Annotated in this window: 11 protein-coding genes and 1 pseudogene; 10 read left to right on the forward strand and 2 right to left on the reverse strand. The window is 53.1% G+C overall.

All coding sequences use genetic code 11. The features are described from left to right. Positions 1-269 precede the first annotated feature (269 nt). The 4 genes from yidA to ACLD4F_RS19710 all read left to right on the forward strand — a co-directional run bounded on the left by yidA (position 270) and on the right by ACLD4F_RS19710 (position 4,566). Entirely contained in the window at positions 270-1,082 is an 813-nt protein-coding gene (gene yidA / locus ACLD4F_RS19695; RefSeq protein ID WP_000985571.1) for a sugar-phosphatase, read from the forward strand. 201 nt (positions 1,083-1,283) lie between these two features. Beyond that, positions 1,284-2,306 carry a hypothetical protein gene (locus ACLD4F_RS19700; RefSeq protein ID WP_411010997.1) on the forward strand — a complete coding sequence of 341 codons (1,023 nt, stop codon included), beginning with the start codon at positions 1,284-1,286 and terminating at the stop codon, positions 2,304-2,306. After that, entirely contained in the window at positions 2,303-3,442 is a 1,140-nt protein-coding gene (locus ACLD4F_RS19705; protein ID WP_023138228.1) for a BamA/TamA family outer membrane protein, read from the forward strand. The genes ACLD4F_RS19700 and ACLD4F_RS19705 overlap by 4 nt, the downstream gene beginning before the upstream one ends. Next, the gene (locus ACLD4F_RS19710; RefSeq protein ID WP_411010998.1) at positions 3,439-4,566 is read left to right on the forward strand and encodes a DUF4056 domain-containing protein; all 1,128 of its coding nucleotides are present in this window, start codon (positions 3,439-3,441) and stop codon (positions 4,564-4,566) included. The genes ACLD4F_RS19705 and ACLD4F_RS19710 overlap by 4 nt, the downstream gene beginning before the upstream one ends. Before the next feature lie 104 nt (positions 4,567-4,670). Here the strand turns inward: ACLD4F_RS19710 and torS are convergent, their stop codons facing one another. Continuing rightward, the gene (gene torS / locus ACLD4F_RS19715; protein ID WP_079965518.1) at positions 4,671-7,406 is read right to left on the reverse strand and encodes a TMAO reductase system sensor histidine kinase/response regulator TorS; all 2,736 of its coding nucleotides are present in this window, start codon (positions 7,404-7,406) and stop codon (positions 4,671-4,673) included. Positions 7,407-7,485: 79 nt separating this feature from the next. Here torS and torT point away from each other — a divergent pair, with 79 nt between their 5' ends. Beyond that, positions 7,486-8,526, forward strand: coding sequence for a TMAO reductase system periplasmic protein TorT (gene torT / locus ACLD4F_RS19720; protein WP_001202038.1), 1,041 nt, complete (start codon positions 7,486-7,488; stop codon positions 8,524-8,526). On the opposite strand, the gene torR is transcribed toward torT, so the two are convergent. Then, on the reverse strand, positions 8,499-9,191 hold the full coding sequence (torR, locus tag ACLD4F_RS19725) for a two-component system response regulator TorR (RefSeq protein ID WP_001562512.1): 693 nt from the start codon (positions 9,189-9,191) through the stop codon (positions 8,499-8,501). The genes torT and torR overlap by 28 nt on opposite strands. A 129-nt stretch (positions 9,192-9,320) precedes the next feature. Between torR and torC the strand changes: the two genes are divergently transcribed. The 5 genes and pseudogenes from torC to ACLD4F_RS19750 all read left to right on the forward strand — a co-directional run. Beyond that, positions 9,321-10,505 (forward strand): pentaheme c-type cytochrome TorC, encoded by a 1,185-nt coding sequence (gene torC / locus ACLD4F_RS19730; RefSeq protein ID WP_001230254.1) that lies wholly within the window; start codon positions 9,321-9,323, stop codon positions 10,503-10,505. Continuing rightward, positions 10,495-13,047 (forward strand): trimethylamine-N-oxide reductase TorA, encoded by a 2,553-nt coding sequence (gene torA, locus ACLD4F_RS19735; protein WP_097362967.1) that lies wholly within the window; start codon positions 10,495-10,497, stop codon positions 13,045-13,047. Before torC ends, torA begins: the two co-directional genes overlap by 11 nt. Further along, positions 13,040-13,672 (forward strand): molecular chaperone TorD, encoded by a 633-nt coding sequence (torD, locus tag ACLD4F_RS19740; RefSeq protein ID WP_000595415.1) that lies wholly within the window; start codon positions 13,040-13,042, stop codon positions 13,670-13,672. Before torA ends, torD begins: the two co-directional genes overlap by 8 nt. 189 nt (positions 13,673-13,861) lie before the next feature. Further along, on the forward strand, positions 13,862-15,262 hold the full coding sequence (locus ACLD4F_RS19745; RefSeq protein WP_411010999.1) for a cytochrome c peroxidase: 1,401 nt from the start codon (positions 13,862-13,864) through the stop codon (positions 15,260-15,262). Between the two features lie 5 nt (positions 15,263-15,267). Then, positions 15,268-15,353 (forward strand): annotated as a pseudogene (locus ACLD4F_RS19750) (heme ABC transporter ATP-binding protein CcmA); the annotation flags it as partial.

The raw sequence follows: 15,353 nt of genomic DNA on the forward strand, positions 1-15,353 counted from the left end.
AAATATAAGTTTTTGTTGATTTTTACTGATTAAGAACCAATCCCATTAGGCTCTAAGTGATGATGTCCAAAGTAGCAATACACATTCTTTTAGAAAAACGGTATTTTCTGTTTGATTAATGAGGTTATCTAATACATCAGGAGGGGAGAATACGGCCTGAAAAGGGGAATCCCGTTTGTGAATCTTATCCCCTTTCTCTCGGATTCTTTACTGTTTTTTGAGCGGAATCGCGTTAGCATGAGTCAGGACTCATTTAATGCGGGGATTTCATGGCTATTAAACTCATTGCTATCGACATGGATGGCACCCTTCTGCTGCCCGATCACACCATTTCTCCGGCGGTTAAAAACGCGATTGCCGCTGCGCGTGAAAAAGGGGTAAACGTGGTGCTGACCACAGGCCGTCCGTATGCGGGTGTGCACAGTTACCTGAAAGAACTTCACATGGAACAGCCCGGTGATTATTGCATCACCTATAACGGGGCGCTGGTGCAGAAAGCAGGGGACGGCAGTACGGTTGCGCAAACGGCGCTCAGCTATGATGACTACCGTTACCTGGAAAAACTGTCCCGTGAGGTGGGTTCTCACTTCCACGCATTAGACCGAAATACGCTTTATACCGCTAACCGCGATATCAGCTACTACACGGTGCATGAATCGTATGTGGCGACCATTCCGCTGGTATTTTGTGAAGCGGAGAAGATGGACCCGAACACCCAGTTCCTGAAAGTTATGATGATCGATGAGCCTGCCGTTCTCGACCGGGCGATTGCGCGTATACCGGCAGAGGTGAAGGAAAAGTACACCGTGCTGAAAAGTGCGCCGTATTTCCTTGAAATCCTCGATAAACGGGTTAATAAAGGCACTGGCGTAAAATCACTGGCCGAGGCGCTGGGTATTAAGCCAGAGGAGGTGATGGCGATTGGCGATCAGGAAAACGACATTGCGATGATCGAATACGCCGGTATGGGCGTGGCAATGGACAACGCCATTCCGTCGGTCAAAGAGGTGGCTAACTTTGTGACTAAATCGAACCTTGAAGATGGTGTTGCCTGGGCGATTGAACAACATGTTCTGTCCTGATTCACTCCGGCCCGATCGCCGTCGGGCCGATAGTTCCACCCATGAAGCTAATGTGTTGCAACAAAGACGTTGTAGAAAATAGTTTTTTATTTCAAAAGATTAATTCGCACAGAAATCCCGCTCATCAGGCGACGATTACTATATTCTCCCTCCTCCTTTCGATCCGGCGGCGCTTCTCGCCAGAATAAACGCTTCATCATTATGAAAAAACGCTCCCTTTTGCTGTTGGCGCTGCCCGCTATGGCTTTTTCTACCTGGGCGGCTACCAGCTCCCCGGCGAACCTGTCGCCTGTTTATAGCTATCAGGATGACGTCCCATCTGCTGCCACACCGCCAGTCGCGATAACGCCGGTGGCAAAGCCTGCCAGTACATCAGTGTTGCCTTTTCTGGGGGATGAAGCCCGAAAGCGTGGCTATGAGCTTCCCGAGCCATTTGGCCTCAATATTAACTACATGAATATTGGGCAGAATATTAACGTTGATAGTATCAACTTTAATGGCCTGGCTTTAGGTCCCAACGGGGGAATTCCATTAGATAACGCATTTAAAATTAACGTCGGTCATACCCGTGAAAAGAGCAAGACCGAAACGGTCAAGCTGGATGCCTGGCTGCTGCCATTTATGAATGTGTACGGCCTGGTGGGCTATACCGATGGTCATTCCATTTCGCAAATTGGTGTTGGGTTGATGACGAAAAATGGCCACGTTTTTCATCCCGCTGATCTGCAAAACCTCAAGTTTAAACTCGACTTTAAAGGCACTACCTATGGCATCGGCACCACACTGGTCGGCGGCGTAGGTAACTGGTTTACCGCTGTTGATGCTAACTACACCCAGACACAGTTCGATATTCTTGATGGCAGCATCGACGCCTTTACCGTCTCACCTCGCGTTGGTTACCGTTTTACCACCCCGGGTATAGATAAGATGCATCTGCCGTCGGGCAAGCTAAACGTCTGGGTCGGCAGCATGTATCAGGATGTGCAGCAGGAGTTTAAAGGCAGCCTCGACGACCTGACCATGCCGTCAGCGACGCTACAAAGGCTGGTGAGTATGGCTAACTATAACAATAACGGCCGCTTTGACGTCAAACAGCATCTACAATCACCGTGGAACATGCTGCTGGGCGCTCAGTATGAAATAACCCGCCATTTCAACGTTACCACCGAGTTTGGCTTTGCCGAGCGCAATAGCTTCTTTGTGGCCGGTGAGTACCGCTTTTGAACCGCTGCCATTGCCGACTGTTGCTTTGCGTCGCCGGTGTGCTGTCCGGCGTGGCGCAGGCGGCGCTGCCCAGCCGCAGTCAGGTGGACGGCTGGCTACAACAAATGGGGGATAGCGATACTTACGATGCCGCCAAAGGCGTCAACTGGGGAGTAATGCCCGGGCCATTTTATACCCCTGAACTGGGGCTGGGCATCGGCACCGCTATCGTCGGTATGTATCGCCCCGATCCTGCCGATAAGGTTAGCCAGGTATCCACGCTGTCGCTGAGCGGCTATTTCAGCTCCACAGGCGCTTTTGGCGTAAGCCTGCAAAATTACGCTTTTTTCGCGCAAGATCGCTGGCGTTTCTTCCTCACTGGCGCATTGAGCGACACGCCCACTTACTATTGGGGACAGGGTTTTGCCGCCGGTGATAAAGACAGCCATAAGCAGGCCTATACTGCGCAGGTGCTGGATCTGCAACCCATGCTGTATCGTCGGCTTGTTAACAATATCTATCTTGGCGTTGGCTGGACGCTGGATATACAGCACGCCGCGCAAATTGATGAGACCGATCCGCCCAAAATTCAAAGTACAGCGCAGGGCTGTTCTTCACTGAGTAACGGCGGTAGCGTTGAGATTAGCTGGGATGATCGTGATTTTATACCTAACCCACGCAAAGGGCAGTATGCCACCCTTCGCTATACCCACTTCGCACCGGACGTCGGTAGCGATACGCGGTTTGATGAATACCAACTGCACTATAGTCGTTACCATGCCGTCAATGATAAAGATGTGCTGGCCTGGGAAACGGACGGCGCTTTTACTCAGGGTGATGTGCCGTGGAATATGCTGCCGCTGCTGGGCAGTAACCATCGTATGCGCGGCTATTATGAAGGGCGCTATCGCGATAAAAATGCTATCAGTGGTCAGCTGGAATATCGCCATAAGCTGAGCTGGCGGCATGGCGTTGTCGGTTGGGTGGGCGCGGGCACCATGGGATCGTCTTTGCACCATCTGGATGACGGACGATGGCTGCCTTCTGCGGGCGTGGGCTATCGCTTTGAGTTCAAGCCGCGCGTCAACGTGCGGCTGGATTACGGCGTGGGCAAAGCTAGCAGCGGTTTTTATTTTCAGGTAGGAGAAGCATTTTGAGGTCCGTCGTTCGGGTTATCTTTCTGGCGCTGCTGTTTCTGACGGGGAGCGCTCGCGCCGCCTTACCACTGACGCTCTATCTGTCCTCTCTCCCAATGCCAGCTGCCAGTGAAGCCTGGCCGACGATGCCGCCGCAGCCGCTGCCAAAGGGGTTGCGTCCGTGTTGCGCTTTTGGTTACGACCTGCATGCCGAGCTGCTGGGACTGCCGGTTCCGTTCTATCAGTTAAATAACGTCGTGACGGTGGACTTGCTGGGGCATCATCAGTACAACGACCATCTGTACTCGGGCGTGGCAAACCTGATTGGCCTTAGCGGTGAGAATAACGGTATTGTGTATACCTTGCGTGGCGGATTCATCGACACCGCACATGTGCGGGATACCGCTGATATGACAGTGTATATCTTCAGCCAACTACTACCAAAGCTGGGGCAGGCTTTTACGCTGAATCTGGGCGAGGAGCTGGCCGAACGGCGTCTGGTTTTTACTGCTTTTACCCCTCCGGTCGATGCACGCGAGCGTTACACGCTGGCCGCCTGGCTGTCGGCGCATCTGGCGTTCCAGGTGGCGGAGTGGCACGAAATCGCCCAATGGTACGGTTTCGAGTCTGTTCGCGGATTTTCTGAGGGAGTATCGGCCTTTTCGCCGGAAGATCTCTATTCTAACCTCGCGGGTGCCCGTCTGGCGGCGTCTTTAATTGTCGGCGGCCAGACGAAAACGCAAGAGATGTACAACACGGCGATGGAAACTGCGCTGCGGCAAGCGCTGACGCAGCTGGCAGCGCAGCCGGCGCAGATCACCCGTTTTCAGTTTGATATGCTTGATGGCCGTTGGTGGAACAGCCAGCGGCGGGTACCGGAAAAATATCTGGTGCTGCATCGTAATTATCAGATGGGCGATGACCGCCTGCCGACCGCCATTCCTGGCGAGATAATGCCGCTATTGCCGCTGAGCTTGCCCCATCGCTGGCGCGGTATCCAGCTTAGCACGCTGGCGCAACTACAATTGTGGCCCAGCGAGGATATGGCGCAGCTACCGCCTCCCGCGCACTATTACAGCGAAAAAGATTTTGCCGCCCTGGCGGAGCAGGCACGGCTACAGGACGAAAAAACACAGAATCATTAAACAGGCAGTAGCCGTAGGCTATTTCCCTCTTATACCCTCGGCGTACTGTTTTATGTTCTGATAACTGGTGATGTGAAATGCGTCGTTTGGCGAGCCGGAAGCTATTATGGCGAAGGATGACCGGCTATCCATGCGTCGAGCGCCGTCACTCCCTGCGTCACGATAGTTTTAATATCTATATCGCTAAGCGGTTGCAATTCCAGCTCCCGACAGGCTTCGGTTGCCTGCGTCATCCCCAGGCTGGCGCAGCCGCTTTTTAATTTATGCGCCAGCCGCTTAATGTTAACGTCGTCATTCATGGCGCGCGCCGCCTCGATCTCCTCGACTAAAGGCAGCGCGCTGTCTTTGAATAACGCGACCCATTGCCGGAGTTTTTCCGGGCCGACAGACGCCATATCGCCGGCAAGCTGATGTTCATTCAGCATCGCCCGCGCGTTGTGAGATTTGCCCTGTAAATAGTGCGCTATCATGCGGTAAAGCTCCTCGCGGGGAACGGGCTTTTGAATAATCCCGCAAAAAAGACCGGCGGTACGCTGACGAAGATTATCGTCTATCACATGCGCGCTAAAACCAATGCGTTTCATGGCGGGATACTGACTCATCAACTGCTGCGCCAGGGTTAAGCCGTCATAATCCGGTAAATCAAAATCCACCAGCGCCACATCAAAGGGCTCGCCTTCGGCTAAACAGCGTAGCGCGTCATTCGCGCTTTCAGCTACTGAGACCTTCACCCCTTTACCCGTGAGCATTTCAGCGGTAATACGCTGCGTCAGCATATTATCTTCAATCAGCAACAGACGTAGCCCGTTAAGATTTATCGGTTCCCTGAACGCACTTTTGCTTGCGGGTTTGGGGTGGCGAACCGGTAGTTGTAAACGAAAACAACTGCCAACATGAAGCGTACTGGTGACGGTTAGCGTCCCGCCCATTGCCTCTGCCAGGCTGGCGCTGATAGCCAGCCCCAGGCCCGTCCCGCCCCGGCGTCCTGTCGCCTGCACAAACGGTTTGAAAATAGCCGTCAGCTTTGCTTCAGGGATACCGCATCCGGTATCTTCAACCTCAATAAACCAGCTCTGATCGTCGCAAAACGTGCGCAGCACTATGCTGCCGCGATCGGTAAATTTCGCCGCATTACTTAAAAGATTAATCACAATTTGACGTATCCGGCGCGGATCGCCTTGTAGCGTGGAGGGGAGTTGCTCGCTAAAGTCGGCGATGAGCGCCACCTGCACGCGGCTGTGCATTAAATGCAGCGCGCTATTCAACAATTGTCGCGGTTCAAACGGCTCCTCGCTAATAGAAACGTTGGTGCCGCCTACTTCAATCGCCGAGTAATCAAGAATATCGTTAAGAATCGCCAGTAGCGATTCGCCTGAATCATTAATGGCCTGTAAGTCGTCGCGGTAGTTTGCCATGAGCGGTTTATCGGCCAGCAATTGTACCGTACCGAGAATGCCGTAAAGCGGCGTGCGAATTTCATGGCTCATGGCGGCAAGGAACGTCGATTTCGCCTCGTTGGCCTTTTCCGCTTCGGCGCGCGCCTGCCGGTGTTCCAGCACCAGCGCATGAAGCTCCGCCGTTTGCGATCGCACCTGTTCCGCCAAATCCTCACGATGGCGGTTTAATTTGCGCACGTTGGCGCGAAACGCTTCCATCAGACGGCTGATGGTATCCAGTTCGCTGACGCCAGCCGCCTCCGGAAACGGCGAATCAATATCGCCCTCCAGTAGCCGCTGTAAGGCCTGCGTTTGTTGCGCCAGCGGGCGGGATACGGAACGGTAAACCACTCGCCAAAGAATAAAACTTAATGAGCACAGCGCCAGGATGCCTAAGATCACTAACCCTATTTGCCCACGCTGACTGGCGTGTGTAAGACGCGCTAACCCAGCCTCGTTTCGTTTTTCGATGGCGTTCACCAACTGTGACACTTCCGTACTGAAGCGGGTAAACTGAAAGAGGTTATTGGCCATAAGCGTTTGAAGCTGGTCGCGGATGGCGTTTTCCTTACGAAACAGGGTAACCAGTGTGGTGTACTGATTTATTTTCTCCAGCGCGTCGGCGATTTGGGCGCGAACGGTAGGATCTTCTATACGCTGCTGGCGGCGGGATAAAATTTTAACCAACTGATTAAGTTTTTCATCGGTGTCCTCGGCATCGCTCAGCCCTTGCGCGTCTTTTAAGGTCACAATGAGCTGCTTAAACCGCAGGGCATTGACCCGCAACTCATTCATCTGATTCACATACTCAAGGTCGATATCAATCAGCCGGTCAAGCGCGCGTTCAGCCTGATCCCCTTTACCGCTTTCGATAAGATCGTAAATACCGGCCTGGGTGGCGCCCGCAGATGTCGCGGCATTATTGGCCTGGCCGTGAGCCTGGGCGGCAATGCTTTCCGCCGCCTCCGCAATCTGGCGGCTTAACTGCTGTTGCTGTGCGCGCAGCGTGAGAATTTCACCGACCAGCGTTCCCTGTTGCCCAAGCGTTTGCGCAATCTCTTTTTCTTGCCGGGCGATGGCCGAGGTATTAAATCCCTGCTCGCTTAATGCCTGCAAAAGATGGTTAATTTTAAGGCTTTGCGCTTTCAGCATCTTCCCCTGCGCCAGCCAAACGCCCTCACTGTCGGCATTGGTCAGATTTTGCGCGGAGAAGAGCTCGTAAGCGCTGGCTTCGCTTAACTGCCTGGCCATATTCATCGTCGGGAGCAGCGCTTGCGTATTGGTTTGTTCCACCTGACTAATGACGCGCAGGCTTATCCAGCCGATCACGGTGCTGAGCAGGGTGAGTGCCGCCATCAGGGCGAAGGCCAGCCATAATCTGCGGGTCAGTGAAGGCGTTGACATTTATGCGCCGCGGGTGAAATGGGTTGAGTTGCCGCCGGAAAAACCATTAGGATAAAACCTTGTTGCTGGTGGGGCTATCATGCGCGCGCTTATTTCGTTCTTTTTTTTGATAATCATCGTCTCGAATGTAGAAACGGCGTCAGCCGAAACCGGACTGCTACACTGGACGCGCGCCGATCGGGCGATTCCCTGGCGGCAAACGTCAGTCAATGCGAGTAAACCCTGGAAACTGTGCGCATTATACCCCAGCCTGAAAGATTCTTACTGGTTGTCCGTCAACTACGGGATGCAAAAAGCGGCCAAATTGTATGGCGTTGATTTAAAAGTGCTGGAAGCGAATGGCTATCGGCAACTGGCGACGCAACAACAGCAAATGATGCAATGCCGGGAGTGGGGCGCCGACGCTATTCTGCTTGGCAGCAGTACCGATCGTTTCCCGGAACTGGAACGGTATGCCGGTAATGTGCCGGTTATTGAACTGGTGAACATGATTCACGATGCCAGCGTCGCAACCCGCGTTGGTCTGCCGTGGTTTCAGATGGGGTATCTGCCGGGACGTTTCCTGGTGCAGTGGAGCAAAGGAAAAGCCCTTAACGTTTTACTCTTCCCGGGGCCGGAAGAAGCCGGCGGCAGTCAGGAGATGGTGGCGGGTTTTCGTCAGGCAATTAAAGGCAGCGCCATCAACATTGTGGATATCGCCTGGGGCGATAACGACATTGAAGTGCAACGAAACTTACTCCAGGAAATGCTGGAGCGCCATCCGGACGCCAATGTGGTCGCCGGGTCGGCGATAGCGGCGGAGGCGGCGATGGGCGAAGGGCGAAATTTGACGACTCCGCTCACGATCGTCTCATTTTATCTGACGCATCAGGTTTATCGCGGTTTAAAACGCGGCCATATCCTGATGGCGCTCAGCGATCAGATGGCCTGGCAGGGAGAATTAGCGATAACGCAGTCGATTAAGGTCTTACAGGGGCAACCGGTGCCTGAAAATATCAGCCCGCCGGTGCTTATTTTGACGCATAACAACGCCGACAGCGCGCGCGTTCGCCGTTCGCTATCGCCTCCGGGATTTCGGCCCGTCTATCTGTATCAATACACCTCCGAGGCTAAAAAGTAGCCTTCGCCATGCTGTGTGACCAGCAGTTCCGGTGTAATTTTATGACGTAAGCGGCGAACCAGGACATCAATCGTGCGGAGATCCGGGGTCTCTACGCGGCGGGCGGAAAGCATTCGCAGCAGGCGTTCGCGATGCAGCACTTTGCCTGGGTTGGTCACAAAGGCCAGCAGTAGCTCGTACTCCGCGCGCGTAAGCTTAATGGCTTCACCATTGTGCTCCAGCGTGTGATTCATCACGTTCAGGCAGTAACCGGAAAACATATAGCAGTTTTCACTGGCATTTTGCGGCGTGGGGCGGGCCAGATCGATGCGCCACAAAAGATTTTTCACCCGTACTACCAGCTCGCGCAGTTCCAGCGGCTTGGTGACGTAGTCGTCCGCGCCCATCTCCAGTCCGACGATGCGGTCGATTTGGTCGCAACGCCCCGTCACCAGAATAATGCCCACCGTGGAGCGTTCTCGTAGCGCCCTGGTCAGCATCAACCCGTTTTCATCGGGGAGGTTGATATCCAGCAGGATCAGCGAAACGTGCTCATGCTCCATGATGTCACGCAGGCCCGCGCCGCTGTCGGTCACCGAAACGCGATACCCCTCCTGCTCAAAATAGGCCTGTAATCTGGCCTGAGTAACAGGTTCATCCTCAACAATAACAATGTGATGTGACATCCTGCGCGCGGTCTCTTTCTGTTCATATCTGTTCATATATTGCCGTATCCCGTTCATCCTGACCAGTGACGCTGTTCATATTTGCGGAATAAGATCTGCGCATTAAACCATATAATTACAGGGGCTATTATGCGAAAACTCTGGAGAGCGCTACTCAGGCCAAGCGCCCGTTGGTCGATACTGGCGCTGGTCATTGTCGGGATTGTGATCGGCGTTGCGCTGATCGTGTTACCTCACGTCGGTATCAAACTGACCAGTACGACAGAGTTTTGCGTCAGCTGCCATAGTATGCAGCCGGTGTATCAGGAATATAAACAGTCCGTACATTTCCAGAACGCTTCCGGCGTACGCGCGGAATGTCACGATTGCCATATCCCCCCTGATATTCCAGGCATGGTGAAACGTAAGCTGGAAGCCAGCAACGATCTTTACCAGACATTTATCGCCCACTCGATTGATACCCCGGAAAAATTTGAAGCCAAACGCGCCGAGCTTGCCGAGCGTGAATGGGCGCGCATGAAAGAGAATAACTCCGCGACCTGTCGTTCCTGCCATAACTACGATGCGATGGATCACGCGAAACAGAACCCGGAAGCGGCGCGGCAAATGAAAATCGCCGCGAAAGAAAATCAGTCCTGCATCGACTGCCATAAAGGGATTGCCCACCAGCTACCGGATATGAGCAGCGGTTTCCGCAAACAGTTTGATGAACTGCGCGCCAGCGCCAGTACGCATAATGACGGCGATACGCTCTATTCGCTGGATATCAAGCCGATTTACGCCGCTAAAGGCGATAAAGAACCGGCAGGTTCGCTGTTACCTGCTTCTGAAGTGAAAGTCCTTAAACGGGACGGTGACTGGCTGCAAGTGCAAATCGAAGGCTGGACGGAGACGGACGGTCGCCAGCGCGTGCTGACGCAGTTGCCCGGTAAACGTATTTTTGTCGCCTCGATTCGCGGCGATGTGCAACAGCATGTGAAAACGCTGGAAGAGACCACCGTCGCGGCGACCAATACTCAGTGGAGCAAATTACAGGCAACCGCGTGGATGCAAAAAGGCGACATGGTAAATGACATTAAACCGATTTGGGCCTATGCCGACTCCCTCTATAACGGCACCTGTAATCAGTGTCACGGCGCGCCGGACAAAGCGCACTTTGACGCTAACGGCTGGATCGGCACGCTCAACGGCATGATCGGTTTCACCAGTCTGGATAAGCGTGAAGAACGTACCTTGTTGAAATATCTCCAGATGAATGCGTCTGATACCACCAACACGCCGCACAGCGATAAGGGAGAACACAATGAAAAATAAGGACTCGTTACACGTCTCTCGTCGACGTTTTCTGGCGCAGCTTGGCGGTTTGACGGTGGCAGGAATGCTGGGGCCGTCACTGCTGACGCCCCGTAGCGCCAGCGCAGCGGATGCCGTTGCGCCAGGCGCCGCGACGAAAGAGGGTATCCTTACCGGTTCTCACTGGGGGGCGATTCGCGCCACGGTGGTTGACGGTCGATTTGTGGCGGCAAAACCGTTTGAACAGGATAAATACCCGTCCAAAATGATCGCTGGTCTGCCCGATCACGTCCACAACGCGGCGCGTATTCGCTATCCGATGGTGCGCGTCGACTGGATGCGCAAAGGTCATCAAAGCGACACCTCGCAGCGCGGCGATAATCGTTTTGTGCGCGTCTCCTGGGATGAAGCGCTGGATCTGTTCTATCAGGAACTGGAGCGGGTGCAAAAAACCTACGGGCCGAGCGCGTTACTGACGGCGAGCGGCTGGCAATCTACCGGCATGTTCCATAACGCCTCCGGGATGCTGGCGCGCGCGATTGCGCTACATGGCAATAGCGTCAGCACGGGAGGGGACTATTCGACCGGCGCGGCGCAGGTGATTCTGCCGCGTGTGGTGGGTTCAATGGAAGTGTACGAGCAGCAAACGTCATGGCCTCTGGTTTTACAGAACAGTAAAACGATTGTGCTATGGGGTTCTGATATGGTGAAAAACCAGCAGGCAAACTGGTGGTGCCCGGATCACGATGTCTATCAGTACTATGAACAATTAAAAGAGAAAGTTGCCAGCGGCGCTATCTCGGTCATCAGCATCGACCCGGTCGTCACCTCCACGCACGATTATCTGGGGCGCGATAAGGTCAAACATATCGCTATTAACCCGCAGACGGATGTCCCGTTACAACTGGCGCTGGCGCATACCCTGTACAGCGAGAAACTGTACGATAAAAATTTCCTCGATAACTATTGCGTCGGTTTTGACCAGTTCCTCCCCTATTTGCTGGGCGAGAAAGATGGACAGCCCAAAGATGCCGCCTGGGCGGAAAAACTGTGCGGTATTGATGCCGACACCATCCGCGCGTTGGCGCGGCAGATGGCGGGCGACAGAACGCAAATCATCGCTGGCTGGTGCGTGCAACGTATGCAGCATGGCGAACAGTGGTCATGGATGGTCGTCGTGCTGGCGGCAATGCTGGGACAGATTGGTTTACCGGGCGGCGGCTTTGGTTTTGGCTGGCACTACAACGGCGCCGGGACGCCTGGTCGTAAAGGGATCATTTTAAGCGGCTTTTCCGGTTCGACGACCGTTCCGCCAGTACACGACAGCACGGATTACAAAGGCTACAGCAGCACCATTCCTATTGCGCGTTTTATGGATGCCATTCTTGAACCGGGCAAGGTCATTAACTGGAACGGCAAATCGGTTAAATTACCGCCGCTGAAGATGTGCGTGTTCGCCGGGACCAACCCGTTCCACCGACACCAACAAATTAACCGCATAATTGAAGGCTGGCGCAAGCTGGAAACGGTCATCGCTATTGATAACCAGTGGACGTCGACCTGCCGCTTTGCGGATATCGTTTTGCCGGCTACCACCCAATTTGAGCGTAACGACCTCGATCAGTTCGGCAATCACTCTAACCGCGGGATTATCGCCATGAAACAGGTGGTGTCGCCGCAGTTTGAAGCGCGTAACGACTTTGATATTTTCCGCGATCTCTGCCGACGCTTTAACCGTGAAGCGGCATTCACGGAAGGTCTTGATGAAATGGGCTGGCTGAAACGCATCTGGCAGGAAGGGAGCCAGCAGGGAAAAGGTCGCGGTATCCACTTACCGACTTTCGAGGTGTTCTGGAATCAACAGGAGTACATCGAGTTTGATCATCCGCAGATGTTTGTGCGCCATCAGGCTTTCCGTGAAGATCCGGACCTGGAGCCGTTGGGCACGCCAAGCGGTTTGATCGAGATTTACTCCAAAACGATCGCCGACATGCAATACGACGATTGTCAGGGCCATCCCATGTGGTTCGAAAAAATCGAACGCTCGCATGGCGGGCCGGGATCGCAGCGCTGGCCGTTGCACTTACAATCCGTCCACCCTGATTTCCGTTTGCATTCCCAACTGTGCGAGTCGGAAACGCTGCGTCAGCAATATGCCGTTGGCGGCAAGGAGCCGGTCTTTATTAACCCACAGGATGCCAGCGCGCGCGGGATCCGCAACGGTGACATCGTGCGGGTATTCAATGCACGCGGGCAGGTACTGGCGGGGGCGGTGGTTTCCGATCGCTATGCGCCGGGCGTGGCGCGAATTCATGAAGGCGCCTGGTACGATCCTGATAAAGGCGGCGACATCAATGCGTTGTGTAAGTACGGCAACCCTAACGTATTAACGCTGGATATCGGTACATCACAGCTCGCGCAGGCGACCAGCGCGCATACGACGCTGGTGGAAATTGAAAAATATACCGGCCCTATTGATAACGTCACGGCGTTTAACGGTCCGGTCGAGATGGTCGCGCAGTGTGAATATGTACCCGCATCGCAGGGGAATCCGCATGATTAAGCAGCCAGCGCTTGCTCAGGAACAGTACGCCTGCGTATATGCATGGCTGGCGTTACTCTTTTTCCGGGAAGTGGATGATGAAGGGTTAATACAATTACAGTCCGCGGAAATCGCGGACTGGCTGGCGCTGTTAAAGCGTCAGCCTGCGCTGGCGGCGTCGGTGGCGTTACTCGAACAAAAAATTGCCGCGCTTAGCCTGCGCCAGGATGCGCAGTTGGAGCTGGCCGCAGATTTTTGCGGATTGTTCCTGATGACGGATAAAAAATCGGCGTTGCCCTACGCCTCGCAATACCCGCAGCAGGAACCCGGCATGATTAAACATTTATTGCTTGAAGCCGGGATGGAAGTCAACGACGATTTTAAAGAGCCGGCCGACCACCTGGCGATTTATCTGGAATTACTCAGCCATTTACATTTTTCATTGGGTGAATCGTTCCAACAACGGAGAATGAATAAATTACGCCAGAAAACATTGTCGTCATTACTGGAATGGCTTCCGGAATTTACAAATAATTGCCTTAAGCATGATCCCTATGGTTTTTATGCTGCGTTAAGTCAATTATTGTTGGCTATCGTTCGTTTTGATGACGGAAAAGAGGATTTATCCATTGTTGCGGCTGAATAAACCCTGTGACGGGCATCGCAAAATAAATCTTACGATAGTCGGGGGTTATCATATCTATAGGTTTAGCCAATTGTAATTATTGATACCAATCAATATCCATGATGGGTTTGTATTTAGTATTGACGGGCCTCATGAGTAAAAAAATAAAATTTAATTAATCATGCCGCAATACCCCATAAGGATAGTGATATGAAAAAAATTACCCTCTATGCGACAACGGTTATCACCGTTGGGCTGTTATGTTATTTAGGTTTGTCCGGGTATGTATGGTATTACGACAAACAGCGCAGTAAAAAAAGCGATGTGCAGGCCTCGGTTGTGGGTGAAAATAATAAAATACTGGGTTATTTCAGGGAGAAAGGATGTGATTATTGTCATACGCCTTCCGCTGAATTACCTTTTTATTCCTCTTTTCCGGTGGCAAAGCAGCTAATGGATTACGATATCCAGCTCGGCTACAAATCGTTTAGCCTGGAGGCGGTACGGGCCGCCCTGATTGCGGATACGCCGGTGCCGCAAAGCGAACTGAATAAAATTGAATGGGTTATGCAACATCAGACTATGCCGCCAACCCGCTATGTCGCGCTGCACTGGGCGGGAGGCGTCAGCGATAAAGAGCGTACTGACATCCTGAACTGGATAGCCGATCAGCGTGAGCGCAACTATGCCAGCGCCGATACCGACGCCGCGCACCGGAATGAACCCGTTCAGCCTATTCCGCGCAATATTCCCGTCGATGCGAAAAAAGTCGACTTAGGTTTCCGGCTTTATCATGATGAACGTTTATCCGGCGACAGCACAATATCCTGTGCGCATTGTCACGCGTTAAATGCGGGCGGTGTCGATGGCAGAAAAACCTCAATTGGCGTTGGCGGTGCGGTAGGACCAATAAATGCGCCGACGGTATTCAACTCCGTATTTAATATCGAACAATTTTGGGATGGTCGTGCTGCAACCCTGCAGGAGCAAGCAGGCGGACCGCCGTTAAATCCTATTGAAATGGCCTCTAAATCCTGGGATGAAATTATTAGCAAGCTTGATAAAGATCCTGTCCTGAAAAAAGATTTCCAGGCGGTTTATCCGCAAGGATTTACCGGGGGAAATATTACTGATGCGATCGCCGAATTTGAAAAAACGTTGATAACGCCGGATTCCGCCTTTGATAAATGGCTACGTGGAGATGAAAATGCGCTGACCGCGCAACAGAAACACGGTTATCAATTATTTAAAGAAAATAAATGTGCAACCTGTCACGGCGGTATCATTTTAGGCGGGCGCTCTTTTGAACCATTGGGATTAAAGCGAGACTTTAATTTTGGCGAAATTACCGCAGCGGATATTGGTCGTATGAACGTCACCAAAGAGGTTCGCGATAAATTACGGCAAAAAGTCCCGGGCTTACGCAACGTCGCGTTAACGGCGCCTTATTTCCATCGGGGCGACGTACCGACGCTGGATGGCGCGGTAAAACTGATGCTGCGTTACCAGGTTGGCACCGATCTGCCGCAAAACGATATTGACGATATCGTCGCCTTCCTGGAAAGCCTGACCGGTGTTTATACGCCATATCAACCTGAATATGCGCAATGACAATGATGCTTGAAGCCAGAGATCTGTGCTGCGAGCGGGACGAGAGGACGCTGTTTCGCGGGCTGTCGTTCACCGTGGACGCCGGGGAGTG

The sequence above is a fragment of the Salmonella sp. 741265050_HSA genome (genome assembly GCF_046569445.1).
In the GTDB taxonomy this organism is placed as follows: Bacteria; Pseudomonadota; Gammaproteobacteria; order Enterobacterales; family Enterobacteriaceae; genus Salmonella; species Salmonella enterica.

Bases quoted from the DNA above. Each gene is read 5' to 3' on its own strand.
- yidA (WP_000985571.1), top strand. From the start codon at position 270: ATGGCTATTAAACTCATTGCTATCGACATGGATGGCACCCTTCTGCTG.
- ACLD4F_RS19700 (WP_411010997.1), top strand. From the start codon at position 1,284: ATGAAAAAACGCTCCCTTTTGCTGTTGGCGCTGCCCGCTATGGCTTTT.
- torS (WP_079965518.1), bottom strand. From the start codon at position 7,406: ATGTCAACGCCTTCACTGACCCGCAGATTATGGCTGGCCTTCGCCCTG.
- torT (WP_001202038.1), top strand. From the start codon at position 7,486: ATGCGCGCGCTTATTTCGTTCTTTTTTTTGATAATCATCGTCTCGAAT.
- torR (WP_001562512.1), bottom strand. From the start codon at position 9,191: ATGTCACATCACATTGTTATTGTTGAGGATGAACCTGTTACTCAGGCC.
- torC (WP_001230254.1), top strand. From the start codon at position 9,321: ATGCGAAAACTCTGGAGAGCGCTACTCAGGCCAAGCGCCCGTTGGTCG.
- torA (WP_097362967.1), top strand. From the start codon at position 10,495: ATGAAAAATAAGGACTCGTTACACGTCTCTCGTCGACGTTTTCTGGCG.
- torD (WP_000595415.1), top strand. From the start codon at position 13,040: ATGATTAAGCAGCCAGCGCTTGCTCAGGAACAGTACGCCTGCGTATAT.
- ACLD4F_RS19745 (WP_411010999.1), top strand. From the start codon at position 13,862: ATGAAAAAAATTACCCTCTATGCGACAACGGTTATCACCGTTGGGCTG.